The organism is Pseudofrankia saprophytica (assembly GCF_000235425.2).
In the GTDB taxonomy this organism is placed as follows: domain Bacteria; phylum Actinomycetota; class Actinomycetes; order Frankiales; family Frankiaceae; genus Pseudofrankia; species Pseudofrankia saprophytica.
Window position 1 is genome coordinate 1,504,088 of record NZ_KI912267.1, and the last position, 22,735, is coordinate 1,526,822.

15 protein-coding genes are annotated in these 22,735 nt (G+C 72.8%); 11 read left to right on the forward strand and 4 right to left on the reverse strand.

The window, feature by feature from the left end; genetic code table 11:
• Positions 1-86: 86 nt before the first annotated feature.
• A complete protein-coding gene (locus tag FRCN3DRAFT_RS0240825; protein WP_007506962.1) occupies positions 87-5,168 on the forward strand; it encodes a DUF6531 domain-containing protein in 5,082 nt (1,693 codons plus the stop codon).
• Positions 5,168-5,443: a hypothetical protein gene (locus FRCN3DRAFT_RS0240830; protein ID WP_007506963.1), complete on the forward strand. Its 276-nt coding sequence runs from the start codon at positions 5,168-5,170 to the stop codon at positions 5,441-5,443. Before FRCN3DRAFT_RS0240825 ends, FRCN3DRAFT_RS0240830 begins: the two co-directional genes overlap by 1 nt.
• A gap of 336 nt (positions 5,444-5,779) precedes the next feature.
• Here the strand turns inward: FRCN3DRAFT_RS0240830 and FRCN3DRAFT_RS48790 are convergent, their stop codons facing one another.
• From FRCN3DRAFT_RS48790 to FRCN3DRAFT_RS0240850, 4 genes are all read right to left on the reverse strand, one after another.
• Positions 5,780-6,718 carry a hypothetical protein gene (locus FRCN3DRAFT_RS48790; protein WP_007506964.1) on the reverse strand — a complete coding sequence of 313 codons (939 nt, stop codon included), beginning with the start codon at positions 6,716-6,718 and terminating at the stop codon, positions 5,780-5,782.
• Positions 6,719-7,195: 477 nt separating this feature from the next.
• Positions 7,196-11,764, reverse strand: coding sequence for a type VII secretion EssC family protein (locus FRCN3DRAFT_RS0240840; RefSeq protein ID WP_232794412.1), 4,569 nt, complete (start codon positions 11,762-11,764; stop codon positions 7,196-7,198).
• 206 nt (positions 11,765-11,970) lie between these two features.
• Entirely contained in the window at positions 11,971-13,590 is a 1,620-nt protein-coding gene (locus FRCN3DRAFT_RS54635) for a DUF4389 domain-containing protein (RefSeq protein WP_007506966.1), read from the reverse strand.
• Positions 13,591-13,783: 193 nt separating this feature from the next.
• Complete coding sequence (locus FRCN3DRAFT_RS0240850) at positions 13,784-16,006, reverse strand: NAD-binding protein (RefSeq protein ID WP_007506967.1); 2,223 nt, start codon at positions 16,004-16,006, stop codon at positions 13,784-13,786.
• A 328-nt stretch (positions 16,007-16,334) separates the two neighbouring features.
• Between FRCN3DRAFT_RS0240850 and FRCN3DRAFT_RS0240855 the strand changes: the two genes are divergently transcribed.
• The 9 genes from FRCN3DRAFT_RS0240855 (at position 16,335) to FRCN3DRAFT_RS0240895 (ending at position 22,731) form a co-directional block, all read left to right on the forward strand.
• Positions 16,335-17,327, forward strand: a complete 993-nt coding sequence (locus FRCN3DRAFT_RS0240855; protein WP_007506970.1) for a hypothetical protein — start codon at positions 16,335-16,337, stop codon at positions 17,325-17,327.
• A gap of 167 nt (positions 17,328-17,494) precedes the next feature.
• Positions 17,495-17,812 (forward strand): gas vesicle protein GvpO, encoded by a 318-nt coding sequence (locus tag FRCN3DRAFT_RS0240860; RefSeq protein ID WP_007506972.1) that lies wholly within the window; start codon positions 17,495-17,497, stop codon positions 17,810-17,812.
• A 155-nt stretch (positions 17,813-17,967) separates the two neighbouring features.
• Entirely contained in the window at positions 17,968-18,498 is a 531-nt protein-coding gene (locus FRCN3DRAFT_RS58350; RefSeq protein WP_007506974.1) for a gas vesicle protein, read from the forward strand.
• Entirely contained in the window at positions 18,498-19,733 is a 1,236-nt protein-coding gene (locus FRCN3DRAFT_RS0240870) for a GvpL/GvpF family gas vesicle protein (protein WP_007506976.1), read from the forward strand. Before FRCN3DRAFT_RS58350 ends, FRCN3DRAFT_RS0240870 begins: the two co-directional genes overlap by 1 nt.
• Positions 19,726-20,175, forward strand: coding sequence for a gas vesicle protein GvpJ (gene gvpJ, locus FRCN3DRAFT_RS55680; RefSeq protein ID WP_007506978.1), 450 nt, complete (start codon positions 19,726-19,728; stop codon positions 20,173-20,175). The genes FRCN3DRAFT_RS0240870 and gvpJ overlap by 8 nt, the downstream gene beginning before the upstream one ends.
• A complete protein-coding gene (gvpK, locus tag FRCN3DRAFT_RS0240880; protein WP_007506980.1) occupies positions 20,172-20,798 on the forward strand; it encodes a gas vesicle protein GvpK in 627 nt (208 codons plus the stop codon). The genes gvpJ and gvpK overlap by 4 nt, the downstream gene beginning before the upstream one ends.
• A complete protein-coding gene (locus tag FRCN3DRAFT_RS48800) occupies positions 20,795-21,280 on the forward strand; it encodes a gas vesicle structural protein GvpA (protein WP_007506982.1) in 486 nt (161 codons plus the stop codon). The genes gvpK and FRCN3DRAFT_RS48800 overlap by 4 nt, the downstream gene beginning before the upstream one ends.
• Positions 21,273-22,079 carry a GvpL/GvpF family gas vesicle protein gene (locus FRCN3DRAFT_RS0240890; protein ID WP_232794413.1) on the forward strand — a complete coding sequence of 269 codons (807 nt, stop codon included), beginning with the start codon at positions 21,273-21,275 and terminating at the stop codon, positions 22,077-22,079. Before FRCN3DRAFT_RS48800 ends, FRCN3DRAFT_RS0240890 begins: the two co-directional genes overlap by 8 nt.
• Before the next feature lie 37 nt (positions 22,080-22,116).
• Complete coding sequence (locus FRCN3DRAFT_RS0240895; RefSeq protein WP_007506985.1) at positions 22,117-22,731, forward strand: hypothetical protein; 615 nt, start codon at positions 22,117-22,119, stop codon at positions 22,729-22,731.
• The last annotated feature ends 4 nt before the right edge of the window (positions 22,732-22,735 follow it).

The window sequence follows — 22,735 nt, forward strand, 5'->3', positions numbered from 1 at the left end:
CGGCGCCCCTCGCACCGGCCACACGGCGGCAGGGAGACGCGCCTCCACGCGTACGTCGCGCGCCAGTTTGTTGGGAGCACGCACCGATGAGCAGCGAGTGGCAGACCGTCGGCCTCGCCGCCGACCCCACCCCGGGTGACCCCGAGGCCGTCCGGGCGCTGGCCTACCAACTCGGCCTGCACGCGACGACGGCTGACAGCGGAACGACGCGGCTGCGGGCGATCGCCACCGGCGGCGGGGGCGACCTGGCGATGCGGGGTGACTACGCCCCCGGCTACGCCGAGGCGCTGCGCGACCTGCCCGACCAGCTCGCCAAACTCGCGAAGGCGTACCGCGGCGCGGGTACCGCTCTCACCGCCTATGCCACCACGCTCACCGACGCGAAGACCAAGTCCAGCATCGCGCTGCGCCAGGGCCTCGACGCGCAGACCCGATACCAGGGCGCCCTCACCCGCGTCGAGGCGCTGCTGCCCCCCGACCGCGCGACGCTGCTGTGGCCGAACGACGAGCTCAGCCCGCAGTCGATCGCGCTCGCCACCGCCAACCTGGAGACCCCGGGGCTTGCCGGACAGGTGCAGGTCGTCGCCCGCCAGGGCCAGGACGCCCGCCAGGACCAGACACTCGCCGCCCGGCTCGCACAGGACGCGAAGACCCTGCGTGACGGCGCCGCGAGGACGTGCGCCCACGGCATCGACGAGGCGCTCAAGGACAGCGGCATCAAGAACAAGCCCTGGTACGTCAAGGCCTGGGACTTCGCGAAGGCGCCGTTCACGTCGTGGGACAACTTCGTCAACTTCTGCGCGGGCGTCGCGCTCGTCGCCGGAATCCTCGCGGCGGTCGTCCTCACCGGGGGCGCGGCGGCGGCGATCCTCGGTGCCGTCGCGCTCGGGGCCGGCCTGGTCGTCCTCGGCGACAGCGTCGCCAAATGGCGACAAGGCAGGGCCTCCTTCGGGGCCGTGCTACTCAACGCCGTCGCTCTGGTGCCAGGCGGCAAGCTGTTCGGTCCGGGCCTGAAGGGCCTGAAGGGCCTGCGGGGGGCCAGCGCCGCCGTCCGGATCGGCGGGCGCGGCTCCCGGCTCGTCACCGGCGCGCTCGGGCGCTTCGGCGGGACGCTCGCCCGCGCCGGCCGGAGCGTCACCACCGCGGTTCCGTTCGGCATCCGGCGGGCCGGCGCGGCCCGCGGCCCCCTGCTGACGGGCGCCGACCGGTTCGCCAAGTCGGCCTGGTGCCGGGTCCTCGGCCGCGACCCGATCGACCTCGCCAGCGGCCAGATGATCCTCACCCAGACCGACGTCGAGCTGCCCGGGGTGCTGGGCTGGGCGCTGCGACGCACCTACCAGTCCGGCTACACCTGCGGCCGCTGGTTCGGACCCGGGTGGAGCTCGACGCTCGACCTGCGCCTCGAGGTCGACGAGCAGGGCGTCTGCTACACCGCTCCGGACGGCGTGCTGCTGGCCTTCCCGCACCCGCGGCCCGGCGGCCCGGCCGTCTTGCCCGAGCAGGGCCCGCGGCTGGAGCTCGTCCTTGATGAGACCGGTTGCTACAGCATTCTCGACTCGGCCGCCGGGCAGGTGCTGCGGTTCGCCATCCCCGCCGCCGGGCAACGCGGCGTCGCGCTGCCGCTGGCCGCGGTCGTCGACCGGGATGGCAACACCGTCGAGCTCGGCTACGATCTCGCCGGCGACCTGGCGCAGGTCGCCCACTCCGGCGGCTACCAGCTCGACATCGAGACCCACGACCATCGGGTCACCGCCGTACGCACCGCCGGCGGTAGCGGCGTCCGCGTCGGCGACGAGGACGGCGGCGTTGGTGGCGTTGGCGTTGGCGACGGCGACGGGTCGGCCCGCGAGCTGGTCCGTTATGGATACGACGCCGCAGGCCAGCTCACCCACATCTACAACTCGTCCGGCGCGGCCCTGCGGTTCGACTACGACACCGCGGGCCGGATCGTCCGCTGGGCCGACCGCAACGGCACTGAATACCGCTACACCTACGACGCGGCCGGCCGGGTGGTCCGCACCGAGGGCTCCGACGGTTTCCTGAACGGCACGATCGAGTACGACGAGACAAGGCGGGTCACCCGGGAGACGAACTCGCTCGGGCACGTCACCGAGCACCAGTTCACCGAAAGGCTGCGCCCGCTCCGCCAGATCGACCCGCTCGGCCGGGCGACGACGTTCGTCTGGGACGCCCACGACAACCGGACCGCCGAGACCGACCCGCTCGGCCGGACGGTGCGCTACCGCTATGACGACGCCGGCAACCTCACCGAGATCGTGCGGCCCGACGCCACCGTCGTCACCACGACCTGGAACGAGCAGCGCCGCCCGGTGACGACCGTCGACGCCGACGGCGCCCGCTTCGAGCGGGAGTACGACGCCCGCGGCAACCTGGTCGCCGTCGTCGACCCGCTCGGCGCCCGTACCCGGTTCCTGCACGACGACCGCGGCCGGCTCATGGCCGTCACCGACGCCCTCGGCCAGGTGACCCAGGTCGAGACCGACGCCGCCGGCCTGCCCGTCGCCGTGATCGACCCGCTCGGCGCGGCCACCTCGTACGACCGCGACGCCCTCGGCCGCGTCGTCGCGGTGACCGACCCGATCGGCGGCATCACCCGTTTCACGTGGACCCCGGAGGGCCGGCTCGCCTCCCGCACGCTCCCGGACGGCGCCACCGACACCTACCGCTACGACGCCGAGGGCAACCTCACCGAACACGTCGACGCGGCGGGCCTCGTCACCGCCACCGAGATCACCCACTTCGACCTGCCCGCCGCCCGCACAGGCCCCGACGGCGCCCGGCTCGCCTTCGGCTACGACACCGAGCTACGCCTGGCCACCGTCACCAACCCACAGGGCCTGGTCTGGCGGTACCAGTACGACGCCGCCGGCCAGCTCGTCGCCGAGACCGACTTCAACGGCCGCGTGCAGCGCTACGACTACGACGCCGCCAGCCAGCTGATGGCCCGAACCAACGGCGCAGGCGAGACCGTCACGCTCACCCGTGACGCGCTCGGCAACGTCGTCGAGAAGCGCGGTCCGAACGGCACCACGACGTTCGCCTACGACGCGACCGGCCGGGTCGTGCGGGCCGCCGGTCCTGGTCGTGGCCCCGAGGCCGAGGCCGAGGGTGAGGCCGGGGGTGAGGCCGGGGGTGAGGCCGGAGCCGGGGGTGAGGCCGGGGGTGAGGCCGGAGCCGAGGTGACGTTCGAGCATGACGCGGCCGGGCGCGTCGTCGCGGAAACCGTCGACGGCCGCCGCGTCACCTCGGAGTACGACGCACTGGGCCGGCGGGTCCGCCGAACCACCCCCTCCGGCGCGGTGAGCGACTGGGAGTACGACGCCGCGGGCCGCCCCCTCGCCCTGCGCACCGCCGGCCGCGCCCTGCTCTTCGCCCACGACGCCGCCGGCCGCGAGATCGAACGACTCCTCGCACCGGCCGCTACCGCCGAGCCCGGCTCCAGCGGCCCGGGCGGTTCGAGCGGCCCGGGGAGTTCGAGCGGTTCCGGCAGTCCGGGCACCGCCGTCGCGCTCACCCAGGCATGGGACGCCAATCACCAGCTGCTGTCCCAGACCGTCACCGCTGGCCCGTTGGAAACCCTCGGAACGGTGTCCGCGAGCCTCGGCCGACCGGCCGACGCGGCGGCGACCCGGCTGCTGCAACGGCGGGACTTCGGCTACAGCCCCGACGGCTACGTCACCGAGATCGACGACCTCATCGGCGGCCTACGCCGCTTCGACCTGGACCCGATGCGTCGGGTAGTCGCCGTAACCGGCTCCGAATGGCAGGAGCGGTACGCCTACGACACCGCCGGCAACGTCACCGACGCTACCTGGCCGGTCGCCGGAACCTCGCAGGCCACGCGGGGTGCAGGAGGCGTCTCCCAGACCGGGCCAGCCTCGGGAGCCAGAGACAGAAGCGAAGACGGCGACGAGCGCGGAGTGCGCGAATACTCCGGCACGCTGATCCGCCGCGCCGGCGCGGTCCGCTACGAGCACGACGCCCAAGGCCGCGTCACCCTCCGCCAGCGCAGGCGCCTGCCCGGCAAGCCCCGCACCTGGCGCTATGCCTGGGACGCCGACGACCGCCTGACCGCCGTCACCACGCCCGACGGCACGAACTGGCGCTACCGCTACGACCCCTTCGGCCGCCGCGTCACCAAACAGCGCCTGGCCGCGGACGGATCGGTCGCCGAACGGATCGACTTCACCTGGGACGGAACGGTCCTCGCCGAGCAACACCACACCACCAGTACCGGTACAGGCGACGGCGACGGCGACGGCGACGGCGACGGCGACGGCGACGGGCCTACGGTCACCACCTGGGAATGGGAACCGGACTCCTTCCGCCCCCTCACCCAGACCGAACGCCGTCCCACAACCGGCCACTCCGCAAAGAGCGGTTCTTCGGACGCCTTCTCCCCGCCCGACCTCTCCTCGGACGGTGACTTCTCGGACGGCGACTTCTTGGACGACCGTTCGTCGGACGGACCTTCCTTGGCGCCCCGACCAGCCGACGGCGCCGACCAGGCCTGGTTCGACACCCGCTTCCACGCCATCGTCACCGACCTCGTCGGCACCCCCACCGACCTGGTCGCCCCCGACGGCACCCTCGCCTGGCACGCCCGCACCACCCTCTGGGGTGTCACCGCCCCACCCACCCCCGACCAGCCCACCTGCCCGCTACGCTTCCCCGGCCAGTACCACGACCCCGAATCGGGTCTCAACTACAACTATTACCGCTACTACGACCCCGAATCCGCCCACTACGAAAGCCCCGACCCTCTCGGCCTCGAGCCCAATCCAAATCCCCACGCCTACGTTCACAATCCCACCGGCTGGCTCGATCCGTTCGGCCTCTCGCCTTGCGAGAATCTAGTCCGAATGAGGCACTATACCAATTCACAGGGCGTCAAGGGAATTACATCGACGGGCATAATAAGGGCCAGCGACCAGAACAAGGTCTTCATGGTTCGAGCTCGAGGGAAAATTCTTAGCCCACAAGACGCAGTGGATAAACTTGGAATCGCCCCCGGCCGCGGACGACGAGTACTCGAGTTTGACGTTGCCACAGACCGGCTAACCAAGGAATATAACCCAGTCATGAAAATCGACGAATGGACCGCGACAGGAGATCTGCCGGTGACCAACATAACAGTGGTCCGCTAGTGGTAGAACCAGAACAGGTCACTATAACCCTCGCCGACGCCATCAGCGCGTTCCGCGACCTCAATGAGTTCGTGGTCTCACTCGACCGAATTGGTTCACGGATTGGTGGCGGCAACAACAGCCCGGACATTCTGTACGGCTACATAGTCAGTCATGATGTAGGCCCGCGCTTGGCGCGGCTACGAAGAATGCTCGGCGATGCCCTGGAGTCTGCGATCGGCGAGGACGAGGTAGACAGGATCGGTGAGTCATCTTATTTTTATACCGATGACTAAAGTCGCTTGCACTCATTAGACCACACGCTGGCGACGCACGGCGACGCTTTAAACGATGAGATAAATACAGCCGGTAGAGGTAGGGAAGAATCGATCGAGTTCACGATGTAGGCCGTGGCCGCGGGTGTCGAATGGCAGGGTCTACAGAAGGATGTCACCGCAGGTCCTGGTCCCGGTCCTGTTCTCGAGCAGGACCGGCAGGTCGCGTCACCACAGAGGACCAGTGACTGTGGCCGCACCGGTCTTGCGGCCGGCCGCTGCCGGATCTCTGACCAACTTCCACTGATCCAAGTGCAGGTGCCTTCAATCCGTATGAACGGTAATTTGGCGCTAGGATCAGATACGGCCGATAACACAGTTGGAGCGGGTGCAGGGGTGGGGGAAACCGCGCCAGCCGGCGGTTTGGAGGAGGGTGGTGATTTCGGCGGCTAGGTCGCAGGGGTGGTCGTGGACGGTGGCGAAGCTGTAGCGCAGGGGGTGGTGGCCGGCGAGGACAGCGGCGTTGTCGATGCGCTGGTCTCGGGTGCGGGCTTGGGGCGGGTGGGCTAGTAGGCCATCGAGTTCGACTCGAACGCCGTAGTCGCGGTAGAAGACGTCGTCGCGCCAGGAACCGCCATGGCGTGGCCGGATGACCTGGCGTTCGCCCCTGGGCAGGCCGTGGGCTCGTTCGACGTTGCGAAGGTAGGCGAGTTCGAGGACGGAGTGGCAGCCCTCGGCCACGTCCCGGAGCCCGCCGGTCAGGGCCTTGCGCCACCGGAGCCGGGGCCGGGCGTCCAGGGCGGATTCCAGTCGCTTCACCGTCGTCATCCGCGCGCCGACCGCCCTTGCCAGCCAGCTGATGGCCTCGTCGAGATTACGGGAGCACTGGGCTAGGTCGATGACTGTCTCCTCGACCCGGGTCTGAGGCGGTGTTCTAACGGGGTGGCGGATGAGCTCGGCGTGGATCGTGCGGTGAAAGCGGACGCCCGGGACCGGGGCTGGAGTGCGCGGGTACGGCACGGTGATGTGGATGGTCGGGCTCGGGCATTCCAGCAGGCCGGCCAGCTCCGCCGCAGTGTGATGACTGAGCATCGCCCCTGGCCCGGCCCGCAGCAGCACCGCCCACAGCTGCGCCTCTCGCGGCAGCGGCCCGCTGAACGTGGCGTAGACGCCGGGAAAGACGCGAACCCAGCGCCTGGCGGCGATATTGGCTTCGATCTGCCCGTCAGTGATCCCGCATCCCAGTGCCTGGTCCCGCCTGACCACCCCGTGCTGCTCCCGCACCGCATCCAACACGCCTCAAGAATGCCTCCCCAAAGCCCTCGCTGGATCTTCTCACGCGACCTGTGGATACCCAGGCACCTGTGGAGAACCCACCCCTCCATGATCTGGTGGGATTTTCGGAGTGATAGCGCCGAAAATCCCACCAGATCATGGAGGGACCCGTCGATTTCGGGGGCGATGATGTCCTCGGAGCCAAGGCAGTCCTGATCGGCAGGGATCAGCCGCCTCGCCCTCGCGGCCCGCCCCGGCCCGGCCCACGCCGTATCCAGGAAGCACCCCAATCCAGCCCTTGCGCCTCTCCCCCGGAAGACGGCCGCGCCAAGACAGGCCCCGCACAAAAACCCCGACCGGAGACAAGCGCGAACCCCATGATCTGGTGCGATCCTCGGAGTCATAGCGCCGAAAATCCCACCAGATCATGGTGAGCTCAGATCATGATGAGCCGCCTCGCCCGATGCGATCCTGCTCGCCGGTTTTCGCCGACCACCTTCAACCAGCGAGCTGGAGGAGCGTGGCGGCGCCCTGGGTGATGAGGTAGCCGCGGCCGGCGGGAGCGGGGAAGAACTGGTCGGGTTCGAGGCGGAGGCCGTGGTCGCGGGCGGTGTGAGGGCTGGTGGGGGTCAGCAGGAGGATGCCGCCGCTGGTCTTGATCTCGTTCGCGACCTTGAGCAGGGAGCGGCGCTGGCCGTTGAAGACGGGGGTCGCGTCGCCGCAGAGGACGAGGGCCAGACGGCCGCGGGCGGCGGGGCTCGCGGCCTCCTCCAGCAGCGTTGGGGCCTCCGCGAAGTTCACCACGCTGGCGGAGACGGCGATCTGGTCGCAGTCGTCGACGATGACCGCGAACCGGCCGTCGCCGAACGCCTCGGCGGCTTCGCGCAGGTCGGCATCCTTGAGGGTGCTGCCGGTGACGACCCGCACGCCCTCGTCGCCGTCACCAGCGCCGTCGCCGTCGCCTGCGGCGTCACCAGCGACGGCGGCGTCACCAGCGCCTGCGGCGTCACCAACGCCAGCGCCAGCGCGGAGCCCGAGACCGAGGAGTCGGGGCAGCTCGGAGCGGGGCGGTACGACGAGGAGCACGCCGACGCCGGCGTGACGCAGCCCGCGGGCGATGGTCGCGGCCGCCGTGGTCCGCCCGGAGCCAGCCGGGCCGGAGACGATCAGCCCCTGTGGGCCGGCGCCGAACAGGTCGAGGCCGATGGCCGTGGCGTCGCGGCCGCCTACGCCGAGCGGCAGCCAGGTCGCGGACGGGCGCGGGTCGGGCGGCGCCAGCTCGTCGACGGTCACGGCGGTCGGCAGCGACGGGAACGGCCGCGGCAGCCGATCCGCGCCGACGGCGGCGTTGGTTACGGCGGCGTCGGTGCCAGCGTCGACGTCGACGTCGACGCTGGTGACGGCGGCGCCCGGCCGGGAGGCGACGAGGCGCGCGAGCTCGATCGCGGTGAGGTGGTGGCGGGCGACCTGCAGGTGGGTCCCGGACGAGGCTTCGACGGCCCGACCGGGTAGTTCGGGCGGGCTGGCGACGCCGGACGGATAGTGCATGCGGCGCAGCTCCTCCTTGCCGAACGGGAGGAGGACGCGGCGGGTGAACAGGTTCGCGGTCCTGCTGGCGGCCAGATCCTGCCCGCCGATGGCCACGACGTGCACGCCGACCGGCGGGCCGGTGGCGATCACGTCGCGCAGCAGGGTGAGCATCGACGTCTCGACGAACGTCGGGTCGGACCGATTCTCGAAATAGTCCCAGCCGTCGACGATCAACAGGATCCGGGGACCGCCGTGACGACCAGATCCGCCGGCACCGAGGCGGGCGGTCTGGCGGGTGGTGACCTCGTCGGCGAGCCAGGTGAGCAGCCGGCGGATCCGGTCGGGCTCTCGGGCCGAGATGACGGCGCCGCAGTGCGGCAGTTCCGCGTAGTCGGCGAGCCCGGCCGGCTGGTGTTCGATGACGTAGAACTGCGCCGAGTCGGGCCGGAAGCGCAAGGCGAGGCCGGCGATGAGGGTCCTGGCGAGCGTGGTGCGGCCGGTCTGCGGGCCGCCGGCGACGAGCAGCCGGTCGGTGCCGTCCAGGTCGAGGACAGCCGGCGGCTGGGCCTGCGCCGCCGGCTCGTCGAGGAGCCCGAACGGGATCTCGCCGGAGGTCGGAGTCGTCGTCGCCATCGCCGCCAGGTCACCCGCGGTGAGCTCCGCGGGCAGCGGTGGCCGCAGCGGTCGGAACGGCCGGAACGGCGCGGGCCCGCTGACGAGCGCCGCCGCCTGCTCGATCGCGCGGATCGTGAGCGTCTGGTCGGTGGCCGCGCCGCCGTGGTCGACCTTCTCCTCGGGCCGGGGCGTGCCGAGCGTGACCCAGCCGACCGTGCGGACCCGGGCGGGACGGGCACCACCCATCGGCGGCGGATCGCCGAGGTAGCCGGACTGGAACAGCCGCGGGGTGCGGGTCTCGTCCTTGGTGCGGAGGATCATGCCCCGCCCACGCAGCCGGCCGGGGATCGCCGCCGCGTCCGGCACGCCCAGCACCTCGACGCTGTCGGCCGGCTCGTTCTGCCGCAGCGTGATCCGCAGGTCGATGTTGTTCTTCAGCTCGGCCGAGAGCTTCCCCTGCAGCGATTGGGTGGCGAGCACCAGGTGCATCCCGAGCGAGCGGCCCTTGGCGGCGACGTTCACCAGCTCCTTGAGGAAGTCCGGCGACGTCTCCAGCACCCGAGCGAACTCGTCGAAAATCATCACCAGCCGCGGCAGCGCCGGCGCCGGCGCGGCACCGTCGCCACGACCACCGGCACCGCCGGCGCCGGTGCCGGTGCCGGCGGTACCGCCGGTGCCGGTTCCACCGTGGGCGCGCAGCTCGCGCCAGTACTCGTCGATCTCGCCGCCGTAGTGGGCGAGCAGCCGTTCCCTGCGGCTGACCTCGGCGCGTACCGAGGCGAGCACCCGCCTCGCCGCCGCCTCGTCGAACACGTCGGCGGCGGTCTGTCCGGTCGAGCGGATCAGCGCGACCACGTGCGGGCAGTGCTCGAACGGCAGGAACGCGCTGCCGCCCTTGAAGTCGACGAGCACCAGGTTCAGCTCGTCCGGCGAGTTCGCCAGCAGCAGCGACGTGACGAGCGTCTGCAGCAGGATGCTCTTTCCCGCGCCGGTGGCCCCGCCGAGCATGGTGTGCGGGCCCTGCGCGGCCAGGTCCACGGTCACCGGCCCGTCGGCGTCGGCACCGAGCGGAACCCTCGTCGTCGGACCCGGCGAGGCCGACCACAGGTCGGCGACGTCGCGCGCGTCCGGCTGCCCGATCCCGAGCAGGTCGAGGAATCGGACCGGGTAGGGGATGCTCGCCTGCACGCTGCCCAGCGTGAGCCGGTCGCGCAGCGGGGCGACGGCACGTGCCAGCGCCTCGGCCTCAGCCGTGGTGAGGCCCTCGGCGCGCCCGACCCGCTCGCCGTCCCGGCCGGTCACCCGGATCATGAGCTTGTCGTCGACGACGCACTGGACGCGGCACTCGGCCATGTCGTGGCGATCGACGGCGATGACGTAGACGCCGGCCTCCGGGCCGTCGCGCAGCACGGCCCGCATCCCGGCCAGCTCGCGCAGCGGCAGCGCGCCGTCGAGCAGGACGACGACGTCCTCGGCGAACCGGACCTGGCTGTGCCCGCGCCGCTCGGCGGTGCGCAGGGCGATCAGCTCCCGCAGCTCCCTGGTCCGCTCGGCGCGGGTGGTCGCGGTGTTACCGACCCAGCAGGGGATGTCATTCGCCTCGCCGGCCCAGGTGTGCGGCAGCCAGGTCGCCCAGTACGGGTCGCCGTCGTCGGACGAGGTGAGCAGCACGAGGCGCAGGTCGTCGGGGCCGCGCAGCACGCCGACCTGGGCGAGCAGGAAGCGGGCGAGCGCGCGTGACGGCTCCTCGGGCCCGGCGATGCCGAGCACCCCGGCGGCGCGCAGGTCGACGGTGAGCGGGACGGACCGCAGCCGCGGCTCGGGGAAACCCTCCCAGCGCTCGCCGCGCAGGTCCAGCGTCGGCGGCGCGTCCGTGAGGCCGAGACGCAGCACCAACGCGTCCGGGGAGTCGGCGGTGCGGGGCCACACCTTGCGGCTGGCGCCGGTCGCGGCCATCGTCAGCTCGAGCTGGTCCGGCGCCCGCCGGCGGCGGACCCGCTCCTCGGCGTCCAGCCGCCGCGCGATCTCGGACAGCGCCGCCGCCCGGGCCCGCTCGCGCTGGTCGTGCTCGGCGCGCCGCGCCCGACGCTCCCCCGTCTGGCTCCCGACGATCGTCAGCGGCCCGAGCAGGCACATCAGCAGGATCAGCAGCCGGCCGAGGACGAGGGCGAGCACCACGCCCATCACGACGGGCAGCAGCGCGGACAGCCAGACGCCGGCCCGGGAGGTGGCGGGCCGCGCGTGCGCCATCGGCAGGGTGACCTCGCCGCGGCTGACCGCCGGTGGTGCGTCGAAGGCCCGGTCGAAGTCAAGCCGGCCGTCGTCGCCGGGCCTGGTGACCAGCGGAGCGGCCGGCAGCGGCACCCATTCGATCCGGTCCGAGCCGACCTCCAGCAGCGCGCCCGGCGACAGCTCGACAGGTTCGACAGGTGCGGCGGAGGCGGCGGGCTCGGCGGGGGCGGTGAGCTGGACGCCGTCGAGGAAGGTCCCGTTGTGGGAGCCGGCGTCACCGGCAAGAGCCCGGCCGTCGACGTCGATCTCCAGCACGGCGTGCTGGCGGGAGGCCTCCTCGCAGTGCAGCACCAGGTCGGCATCCGCTGACCGGCCGACGAAACGCCGCCCCGGGGCGAGCCAGGCGACCAGCCCCGCGTCCCGCCCGTCGACGACGCGCAGCGCGCCGACGATCCCGCGCGGCAGCGACCGCGGGGTGGCGCCTGGCGCCCCGATGGTGATGATGGAGCCCTGCACCAGGGGGCTCTCCCCCACCGTCGCCGCCGGGTCGAGCCAGTCGTCGCCGACGTAGCAGAGCCGGCCGGCGGCGGGCAGTGGCAGCGCGTCCAGCACGGACCCGACGGTCGTGTCCGGCTCGGCGGACACCTCGACGTCCCGGCTCGCGCCCGTGGCGGCGTTCCGCGCGGTCAACCTGATGATCATGATCGACCCGCCCCGGACCCGGCGCCCACGGGCCGCGGCACACCGCGCCCGACCGACAGAACCTGCCGCACCCCAGCCACTCTCATGATTCCCCCGTACCGGGACAGAGTAGCCGGCCACCCGGCACGTTCCCGCCACGCGAATCTGGACGGGCCCCGGGCTTGCCGCGGGGCCCGTCCAGATGTGCTGGCGCGCTAGGCGCGTGTCACCCGGTGACGCGAGAGGCGGACGACCGGGATGACGATCAGCAGCACGCCGCCGACGAGGGCCGCCCCGCCGACGGACAGGGCGATCGCCGACCAGGTGCCGAGGTCGGGGATCGTCGCGCCGAGGTCGGTGCGGACGGCGACGCCGGCGGAGCCGTTCTCGTTCGCCAGCACCAGCGTCCAGTCGCCACCCCGGGCGTCCCAGGTCAGCGTCTGGCTACCGGTGCCGGACACGGAGGCGACCCAGATGTCGGTGCTCGCCGGCGGCCTTGCGAGCGGGCCGCCGGCGTGGTCACGCCAGGTCCCCGACCCGTCGGGCCGCACGACGCTGTAGGCCACCTGGTCGAGGTAGGCCGTCACGTCGTCGGTGCGGGCGATGCCGACGAACACCGGCTTCGCCGGGTCGTTCGACGCCGCCCGGACGCGGACGGTGCCGAGCACGTCGGCCCAGCCCGCCCGGACATCCGCCGGGCCGAGATCGACCTTCTCGCTGGTCAGCGCGTAGCCCGGGGTCTGCAGGGACCGCGTCGAGGTGGTGACGTAACCGTCGTCACGCACCGCGTGGTCGACATACAGCCCAGTGCTGCCCGCGGCCAGCAGGCCGAGCGAGGCGAGCCCCAGGACCGCGCCGACCACGACCGTGACGATCCGGCCCGCGGTCCAGCCCGGTATCCGCGCCCCCGGCGCGTCCGGCCGGGGTTCCAGTGCGGTGCCGCCACTCGTGCCCACGCCCGTGGCGCCATCCGTGGCGGACGCCGTGGCCGGGGGCGTGGGGGTGCCGCCGCCCGCCGGGCCTGCCCAGGGGCCCACCTGGCCCGTTCCGGCTTCGGTGTGGGTGGACAGATCGGGGTAGGCGTGGCCGGTCGCGTCACCCTCTGCCGGGCCCGACGGCGGGGACGTGTGCGTGCCGGACGGCTCCGGGCCCCCCTGATCGAGGCGGAACGGTGGGTAGGTGTCGGTCATCAGGGCCGCGTAGGCGGCGACGCGCAGCACCCAGCGGTCCAGTCCGATGACCAGGTCGTAGAGGTGGCGCGGGTACCGGCCACTGAACAGCAGCACGACCGCCGCGACCACGACCAGGATCGGGATCAGGCCCCAGAAGGACCCGCCGTTGTTGACGCTGCCCCTGTTCCAACCGAGCAGCAGCCCGAGCACCAGGTAGTGCGGTATGGCGAGCAGCCACCACTTGACCAGGACGAGGCCGCGGGAGAGGCGCTCGGGGTAGGTGATCTCGAGATGCGCCGGGTAGTCCGGCACGTCGTCGAGCGTGAACGGCGGGTAGCGGTCCGTGGCGAGCCCGCCGTAGGCGTAGTACTGCACCCGCCAGGTCCAGCGCAGTACCCCGACGTTGAAGTCGAAGATCGGGCGCGGGTAGCGGCCGGTGAACAGGATCGCGAAGAAGGTGACCACGGTGAGAACCGCGAACGCCACCCACAGGAAGAACAGAACGATGAAGTGCGGGATGACGAGCACCCACTTCACGAGCCAGAGCCAGCGCGACAGGCGCGGGTCCGGGCCGGGCGCCGCGTCCACCCGGACCGGCTGCGCCGGCGGCGGGGGTGCCGCGGGTTGGGCGAACTGGTAGGGGTGATCAGTGCTGGCGGGCATCGTTTACCACCTCTTCGATGCGCCGAGGATGCCTCCTCTCCAAAGGTTCCCGACACCGGCTCGCGTACCAAGGTCCCTACAGCTTTCCCGCGGCAGTCCTTCGTCTACGAGCGGCGTCCCGGCTGCCCGGTTGGAGGGGCCGAAGGGCAGGTTTCGGCCTCGGCAGCGGTCTCCGTCGGATCTCAGTCGGATCTCAGTCGTCGAGGGGGTCGGTCTCCGCGGCGGCGGCGACCGCACCCGCGGCGCGCGCACCGGCGTCGGCCGGGCTGTGGTTCAGGCGGATCATGTCGACGACCTCGGCGACGGGACCGACGACGAGCAGTTCGTCGCCGGGCCGCAGCCGGGTGTGCCGACCGGGACGGAAGTTCGGGCGCGCCCGGTCGCCCGCCGAGCCGTTGTGGCTCGGCTCGACGGGCCGCGGGCCGGTCATCCCGCGGGAGCCGTCGGCGGCGGAGCGGACGGCCGGCGGGGTGGTGACGGCGAGGACCCGGGCGCCGGTGGCGAGCTCGGCGAGTGTCGGGCCGGCGAGGGCGGCGCCGGCGCGGACGATCATCCGGGCAACGAGGAACGGGGTGCGCTCGACGTAGAAGGTGCTGAGGACGTCGTAGCCAAGCGCCGCGCCGACGAAGTACGGCGACGCGAGCGCCGCCGCGCTGCGCACGGTGTGGATGTTGAAGCGGCGCTCCACCTCGTCGGTCATCGTCGAGTCCGCGATCCGCAGCACGACCCGCAGCCCGGCCTCGTCCGCCGGCTCCGGCTCCCGCGGCGCCCGGCCGTAGGCTCGCCCGCCCGCCCCGGCGGAGCGCCGGGCCCGGTCGTCGCGCTCCTGGACGAGCTCCTCGTAGGCGTCCCGCGCCGACAGGACGGTCTCCAGGTTCGCGACGCCGTCGCTGGTGAGGGCCGCGAGCGCGGTCGCGTGCGCCAGGCCGGCCTGCAGCAGGGTCGCGCGCACCGTCGCGTCGCCGACCACGACCGGGACGCCGCGCTCGCGCGCCACGGGCAGGAACCGGTTGTTCTCGTCGCGCTCGATCACCACCACCCGCCGGCCGGCGCGCAGCAGGCCTTCCATCGTCGCCGTGCCGACCTTGCCCAGCCCGCACAGCACGACATGCCCGCGCACCGCCCCGGCCCGGCCCCGGCCGAGGGCCCGCTCGAGCCGGCGGCTGATGATGATGTTGGTGATGAAGGCGTAGATCACCGCGATCGACAAGGCGCCGAGGAGCATCAGGAGGACGCCGAATACCTGCAGCCAGTGGTCGGCGGAGCCGAAGTTGTAGTCGCCGTAGCCGACCGTTGCCATCGTCTCGACCGTCAGGTAGAGCGCGTCGAGGGCGTCGAAGTCGGACGGCGCTGCCGGGTTGTGGTCGGTGTAGGACAGCGTCAGCACGGTCGTGCTCACGATCATGATGGTGAGCACCGCGCCGAGCGCCCAGCGGAACGGCCGGTCGAACTCGCCGCGCACGGTCGCCGCCAGCGCCCGCGCCCGGTCGACCAACCGGCGGTGCCGGCCTCCGCCGTCCTGGCGCCCGTGATCCGCGCCGCCCCGGCTCCCACCGCCGCCGGCGGGGTCACCCGTCGCGGTCGCGGCGGCGAGCGCGGCGAAGGTCCGGGCTTCGTCCAGCCGGGCGGCGGTCATCCCGCGGGCGTCGAACTCGGCGAGTCGGCCGAGCACCGTCAGCCGGTCTCCCGGGAAGAGCGGGATGTCGCGCGGTGGGCACAGCACGGCCGCGCGCTCGCCGGGCCGGCGCAGCGAGACCGGAGTGAGGTCACCGTAGCGGGCGCGGAACGCGTCGGCCTCGTCGACGGTCGCCTCCGCGACGACGAACACCTCCGAGGCCTCGGCGAGGTCGGACGCGTCGTGGTCGGCGCCGGAGCGGAAGCCGGCCCCGGCTTCCGCCTCGGCTTCGGCTTCGGCTTCGGCTTCGGCTTCGGCCCCACCGTCGGTCTCGTCCAGCTGGTGCCGGGCGTGCATCGTGAAGGCGTGCACGACGTCGGAGCGCACGCAGGCCTCGGCGAAGCTGGGCCCGACCCGGGCAGCCATGTTGATCACACGTGCGCTCGGGATCGCGGCGGCGACCTGGTCGCCGAGCTGGGCGTTGCCGATGTTCACCACGAGGCGGGTCGTCGGCGCCACGTCGGCCGCGGCGAGCGCGGTCTGCAGGTTCTCCAGGTCGATGTCGTGGCAGGCGGCGACAGCGAGCGCCGTGTCGATGTCCGCCTCGCGCAGCGCCTCGGCGCTGTGCGCGCTCTCCGGCACCACCCGCACGCCCCGGCGTTCCAGCCGGCGGCGCAGGGCCGGCGCGCCCTGGTCGTCCACGACGACGACCGCAACCCCCGACGCCACCAGCTGCTCGGCGACCCGCACCCCGAGGGTGCTCAGCCCGCAGACGATGACGTGCCCCGACACGCTGGCCATGCCGTCGCCTCCTCCCCCGCAGGAAGCGAACCATGCTTCGCACCGCCGGGACGAGGCGCCCAGGCGATGGCACCGGGACAGGGTCGGTCGGCAACGCCGACGTAATGGGTGAGCAACGCCGCGCCCACCGGATCAACAGCTACGAAAGACTGAAATAGCTCCGCCGTGGGGCGCCCGAGGGGCGCGAACAACAGTCCCACGAGCGACGGCGGGCGCGGCGGCCTGGCCGGGCGAAAAGTCAGGATGCGTTACGCCGCAGCCCCTATGCTCCAGGTGTCAGATCTTGACGTTCCAAAATCCTCCCGTCCGTCCGGCCTGTGAGGTTGTCGTGTCAGGAAGGCGTGGCCTGGCCGCCCTGCCGCTCTCGATCGCGGCGGCTTCCGCCCTGCTCCTGGCCGGGCTGGCCGGATGCTCCGGTGACGGCGTGCCTTCGCCCGCGCCGTCCGCGTCGGCCTCGCCCACCCCGCTCGCCCCCAAGACGCCGCCGCCGCTGACCCCGATCTCCCGTGCCGACCTCCAGAAGGCGCTGTCCGACGTCGACGCGGCGCTCGGGCCCGGGTTCGGCGCCGTCGGCGGTGCGCAGACGCCGTCCGACCTGTCGGGTGCGCTTGGGGCGGTCGCGCTCAACCTGGACCTGCAGGCTGACGTCCTCGACAAGCTCCGGCCCCCGCTGCCCTCCGCCACGGCGACCCGGCAGCTCGCGGCCGCGCTGCGCTCGCTGTCCAACGACCTGACGGCGGTGGCGACGGATGCCACCAACCAGAAGGTCTGCACGGGCGCGTCCGGCCTGCCCCACGTGGCCAACAGCCCGGGCGCCGACGCGTTCCGCCTGGCCTTCCTGACCCTGAACACGGCCAACCCCGGTCATCCGTACACGTTCGGCACGTTCCTGCCGGCCGCCGGCCCGGACCCGAACCGGCGTCCCGGCTCCGGCCCGCTGCCCGGCGGCCGGCGTGGCGGCTACGGGAAGCTGACCGTCGAGAACCAGGGCACCGTGGACACGGTCGTCAAGCTCATGGCGGGTGGCGACCTCATCCGCTCCATCTACGTGCAGGCCGGCGGGAAGGTGACCGTCGACGCGATCCCGAACGGCACCTACGACGCCTTCTACACCAGCGGCTCCGACTGGGACGACGGCGGCCGCCGCTTCACCCGCGACTGCGAGTTCGACAAGTTCGACGACCCGCTCCCGTACTCGACCACGACGACGAGCACGGCGATCGAGTACAGCGTCTGGACGCTGACGTTGCACACCGCGTCGTCCCTCGGGGGCGGTGCCAGTACCAGCCCCGTCGAGCCGGGCGCCTTCCCCGGCTCCTGACTGCTCCACCTGCTCCACGGAAACCGGAGCTCAGGAGCACAGGAGCCTTCGTGCCGGCCCGCCGTCCCGGGTTTCCGGAGCCGCCCAGTGGGGAGAGGAAGCGCGCGGCCGTCGTCCGGCCGTGAACATGTTGCCCCTGACCCGGACCCGATCAGGCGAGTGATCGCGTGACTGCTTCCCAACGCGACGAGAGCCGGTTCGGCGCCGGTCGTAGCACCACCGCCCCACGCGGCGGTCTCGCTTCGATTCTCCGCTCGGCCCTCGATCAGTTCGCGCAGCTCACCGGCCAGCAGCCGGAACGAGTGAGCGGCGTACGCGCCGTCGAGGACGGCTGGTCCGTCCTGGCCGACGTCGTCGAGCTCGAACGGATCCCCAGCACGACCAGTGTGCTGGCCACCTACCGGATGGACGTCGACGAGGACGGCAGCCTGCTCGGCTACGAACGGCTGCGCAGGTTCGTCCGCGGCGCGACTGACCCGCTCTGACCCGGTTACCCGCTCTGACCCGGTTGCCAGTTCTGACCCGGCTACCAGCTCCACCCGGCGAGCCGCACCATGCCCCGCCCGTCCCGTCCCGCCGCGTCCCCGCGCCCCTCGCCCGCCCGTTCGATCGCGGGCCTAGAAGCCTTCCAGCAGGCGCGATGACCGAGCAGATCCTGACCTCGCACCGGCCTACCCGACAGTGGACCGGGCCACGCAGCGACACCCTTGCCGACGTCCTGGAACGTGTCCTCGACAAGGGTGTCGTGATCGTCGGAGACGTGGTCGTGAGCGTGCTCGACGTCGAACTGCTGACGTTGCGGCTCCGGTTGTTCATCGCCTCCGCCGACACCGCGCGGGAGATGGGCCTGGACTGGTGGCTGAATGACCCGTTCTTCAGCTCTAAGGCCACGCCCCCGAGGGAACGGGACTCCGACGCCCTGGCCGACGAGAACCGGCGGCTGCGGGAACGCCTCGACGCGCTGGAACGCGCGGTGGGCGCCGACTCCCGTACGGCTGCCCTGCCCGGCTCCGGGACTGCCACCCACGGCTCCGACGCGACCGACACGACCGACGTGATCGCCGGCCGGGCCACCGGCGGGCACGCTGAGGAGCCTGCCACGCGGTCCGCCTCCGGCTCCCGGGTAGCTGGGTCTTCCAACGATGGTCGGGCCGAGAGCAGGAGGCCCTGATGACGCGGCCTCCGGTGGACATTCACCAGCTTGCCGGCTGGCTCATGCCCGAGGTCCTGGACGAGGCGGTGGCGGACGCGCGGGAGCTGGCGCGTGAGCGGCTGGCCGCCGTGCTGGCCGAGGAGATCGTCTCCGCGGCGCGGGCCGGCGACGCCCGGATCGAGAGCGTGCCAGCCCGTCCGGCCAGCACCCGTCCGGCCAGCACCCGTCCGGCCAGCGCCCGTCCGGCCAGCGCCCGTCCGGCGGACACCCGTCCACCGACCGACCCGGCGGAGTCGGCCGCGGAGCGGGCACGGCCAGGTCCGCCGGAGGCACGCGGCCGGCCGCGTCTCACCGAACCGGGCACCGAAACGGGCACCGAGACGCTCGGGGCCGCTCCCCCGCCGCGGACCGGCCTGTACGCGTACGGCATCACGGACGCGGCGACCGACGCCCACGACATCGTCGGCCTCGATGACCGGTCCCCGGTCGAGACCCTGACCGTCGGGGACGCCGCACTGGTCGCGTCGACGATCGAGCTCGAGCTGCTGACCGGCCTGGAGAGCGAGGTGTCCGAAACCGGGCAGCTCTCCGAAACCGGGCGGCTCGCCGACCTCGCCGGTCGACACGACCGGATCATGCGCGAACTCCACGACCGTGGCCCGGTGCTGCCACTGCGTTTCGGCACGGTCCTGCCGGACCGGCCGCGGGCCGAGCGGCTGCTGCGGGCGTCGGCGGGCGAGCTGGTCGACGAGCTGGATCGGGTCCGTGACCACCGCGAATGGGGGCTGCGGGTCACGCCCCCGGAGGAACACGACGATGCCGATCCCGAGGACGGGAACGGAGGCGGAGGCTGGGACACCCGGGCGGCCACGGCGGCGGGCATCTCCGGCGACGGCGCCGAGACGCCCGCGCCCGGGAGCGGGAGCGGGAGCGGGACCGCCTACCTGTCCGCCCGGCGCGCGGACCTGCGCCGCGCCGCGCTGCGCGAGGAGCGCCTGACCGAGCTGACGAGGCGGGTCCACGGCGAGTTGGCGGCGCTGGCCTCCGACGTGGCGATGCGATCCGGCCGTCCGGGACCGGGGCGTCTCGACGCCGCCTACCTGGTCGCGTCCCCCAAGGAGGACGACTTCCTCGACGCGGCCAGCACCGCCGTGCGAGAGCTGACGGATGCCGGCTGCGCGGCCCGCCTCACCGGGCCCTGGCCGCCGTACTCCTTTGCCCGGTTGACGCTTGGGGAGGCGCGTGATGCCTGACCTTGCCCGCGCAGGCGCCGCGAGGCGCGACCCGGCGGCCATCGCCGGAACCGGCCGCGGCACCGAACCGGGCCGCCGTCCCGGGCTGGGTTCCGGCCGCTCGCTGCCGGACCTGCTCGACAGGGTCGTCGACCGGGGGGTCGTGGTCAACGGTGACGTGGTCATCGGTCTGGCAGGGGTGGATCTGATCCGGCTCGATCTGCGGCTGCTCCTGATCGGCGCGCAGAGCGCGATCGAGGCCTGCGCGGGCGCGGGGCTTCGTCCCTGTCCGGCGCCGAGCCGGGACGACGCGGCCGACGTGATCGAGGGCGCCGTGGTCCACGACGATGCCGCCGACGCTGACGACGCCATCGATGACACCCGCCGCGGCGGCGGGGACCGCGCCACAGACCATGCCGGGCGTCGGTCCCGCGCCTGGTCTGGCGTAAGGACCGGGCCATGACGGCGCCGGGACACCCCGGGCGCATCGGCCGTACCGGACGTACCGGGCGCGCCGTGCGCCTGACCGCGAACCCGGAGGAGGTCGGGCGCGGGCTGGGACAGGTCGTCGTCGTGCTCCTCGAGCTGCTCCGCGACCTGTTGGAGCGTCAGGCGGTGCGCCGGATGGACAGTGGCGCGCTGCCCACTGAACAGGTCGAGGAGCTGGGCCAGGCACTGATCGAGGTGCGTGACGCGATAGCGCAGGTCCGCGACTCGCTCGGCGTCAGCGCCGAGCAGGCCCGGTCGGCGACGGCGAGGGCCCGCGGGCTGCTGGGCGAGTGGCCGCCGTCCGGCTACCGCGACCAGCCCGCCCGCGTCAGTCCCGCCACCCGTGTCAGTCCCGCCACCCGGGTCCGTTCCGCCGCCCGGGCCGGCTGGGCGGACATCGGCGACGCGGGCCCCGAGGCTCGCACCGACCGCCGAGGCGGGAGTGGCCGGCGTGGCTGGAAGCGCGGCGACGACGTGCGGTGGGCCGGGCTACCGGCCGTCGGTGGCGCAATGGGAACGGACCGGCGGCACCACGAGAGAGGGAGGCCCGCGCCGCATGCGCGCGACGCGGCGCCGCCCGGTTGGGACCTGCCATGACCATGTCGACACAGTCGATCGGTCGCGCTCCCCGCCCGAGCAGCCTCGCTGACGTGCTCGAGGTCGTCCTCGACAAGGGCATCGTCATCGACGCGTACGTGCGGGTCGCGCTGGTCGGGATCGAGATCCTCACCATCGACGCCCGGATCGTCATCGCGAGCGTCGACACCTACCTGCGGTTCGCCGAGGCGGTCAACCGGCTGGACCTCAGTTCGAGGGAGCAGGACCAGGTCACGGGCCTTCCCGGGCTCGTCCGGTCCGTCGGCGAGGGCGGATCGCGGTACAAGGCGAAGGGGGCTCTGGAAGGCGTCAAGGACACCGCGCAGGACTTCGTCTCGTCACTGCGCGGCGACGACCGGGACGCGGTCGAGACCGGCGACGGTTCCAGGCCCGAGTACACCCGGCGCGCGGACCGCGACCTGCCCCCCGGCCGGGGAGCACCGGTCGGCCGGACCCGTGCCCACCACAACGGCGATGGCTGACATGGCCTCGCTGTTCCTCTACGGAGTCGTCCGGGACGACCATCCGCTGGCGGACCCGCCACCGCTCGGCGTGGGCGACCCGCCGGGGCCGATCCGGCTGGTGCGGCGCCCCCCGGCGGCCGCCGTCGTCAGCCCGGTCGCCGACCCGGTGCGCATCGCCGACGAGGACGCGGAGCGCCATCTCGACGTCCTCGTGGGGCTCCTCGCCGACGGCCCGGTCATCCCGCTGCGGCTGGGCTCGGTCGCTCCGGACGAGGACGCCGTCCGTGAGGAGGTGCTCGGCGAGGCGGCCCCCGAGCTACGCCGCCGGCTCGACACGCTGGACGGTCTCGTCGAGGTGCACGTCGACGCGGACGAGGAGGAGACGACCGCCATTCGGGCGGTCATCGAGGCCGACCCGTCGCTGGTCGGCGCCCGGGGCGGGTTCGGGGGCGAGACGAGTATGCAGACCCGGATGGCGCTGGGTGAACGGGTCGCCGACGGCGTGATCCTGCGTCGCCTGCACCAGGCGGAGACCCTGCTCGAACAGCTGCGCCCGCGCTCGGTCGCGGACGCCGGGCGGGGACCGATGGGCGGCCCGGAGGATCCGGTCCTGCGCTGGGCCTTCCTCGTCTACCGGGACGCCGAGCCGCACCACCGCGACCTCGAGCACTTCGACCAGGCGGTGGAGCGCGTCCGCGGCGATCACCCCGAACTGGCGATCGAGTACGTGGGCCCACTGCCCACCTTCCACTTCCTCGACCTCACCGAGCCCGCCGAGGCGGCCAGCGAGCCTCGGCACAGCCGGTGGGGCTGGTAAGCCGGATGGCCCACCCACGGGCCGGAAGGAGTCCGCGATGAACATCAAGTTGATGATTGCCGGCGCGGTGGGCTACGTGCTCGGCCGAACCAAGAAGGGCAAGGCGGCCATACGGCTGGCGCTGTGGACCAGCGGCCACAACACCAACGTCAAGGACCTGGCCCGATCCCAGGCGATGAAGTTCCTCGACTCCGAAGACGGAAGGAAGCTGGTTGCCCAGCTGCGCGGTCCGGTGCTCGCCGGCGGGACGAAGGTCGCCCTGTCGGCCTACGAACGAGGAATCGGCAAGCTGACGGACGACCTGTCGCACCGCACGTCGGAGCTGCGGAGCTCGCTGGACGAGTCCCCGGCCCCCGAGCTGGCCGGGAAGGCGGGAACCCTCGCCGGCACGCTGACCGAAAAGCTCGGCCGCTGGGGCAGCCCGCCCGCCGCGAAGGCCGAGGACGAGGCACCGCCCGCGCCAAAGGACCAAGACCAGGACCGAATCGGAGAGGGCGACGGAGATCGGGGTCGGGATCAGGATCGGGCGAAGGCCGCGGACCGGCGGCCTCCGAGCCGGCACATGGACTTCCGCCCGGCGGCCGACCGGCGCGGGGCCGCGTCGAACGCAGGCCGCGAGCGGACCGGCGCCGGGGCGTCGGGGTCGAGGTAGGAGA

Coding starts and splice junctions, on each gene's coding strand:
- FRCN3DRAFT_RS0240825 (WP_007506962.1), top strand. CDS start 87: ATGAGCAGCGAGTGGCAGACCGTCGGCCTCGCCGCCGACCCCACCCCG.
- FRCN3DRAFT_RS0240890 (WP_232794413.1), top strand. CDS start 21,273: ATGGCTGACATGGCCTCGCTGTTCCTCTACGGAGTCGTCCGGGACGAC.
- FRCN3DRAFT_RS0240850 (WP_007506967.1), bottom strand. CDS start 16,006: ATGGCCAGCGTGTCGGGGCACGTCATCGTCTGCGGGCTGAGCACCCTC.
- FRCN3DRAFT_RS58350 (WP_007506974.1), top strand. CDS start 17,968: ATGACCGAGCAGATCCTGACCTCGCACCGGCCTACCCGACAGTGGACC.
- FRCN3DRAFT_RS48800 (WP_007506982.1), top strand. CDS start 20,795: ATGACCATGTCGACACAGTCGATCGGTCGCGCTCCCCGCCCGAGCAGC.
- FRCN3DRAFT_RS0240870 (WP_007506976.1), top strand. CDS start 18,498: ATGACGCGGCCTCCGGTGGACATTCACCAGCTTGCCGGCTGGCTCATG.
- FRCN3DRAFT_RS54635 (WP_007506966.1), bottom strand. CDS start 13,590: ATGCCCGCCAGCACTGATCACCCCTACCAGTTCGCCCAACCCGCGGCA.
- gvpK (WP_007506980.1), top strand. CDS start 20,172: ATGACGGCGCCGGGACACCCCGGGCGCATCGGCCGTACCGGACGTACC.
- gvpJ (WP_007506978.1), top strand. CDS start 19,726: ATGCCTGACCTTGCCCGCGCAGGCGCCGCGAGGCGCGACCCGGCGGCC.
- FRCN3DRAFT_RS0240895 (WP_007506985.1), top strand. CDS start 22,117: ATGAACATCAAGTTGATGATTGCCGGCGCGGTGGGCTACGTGCTCGGC.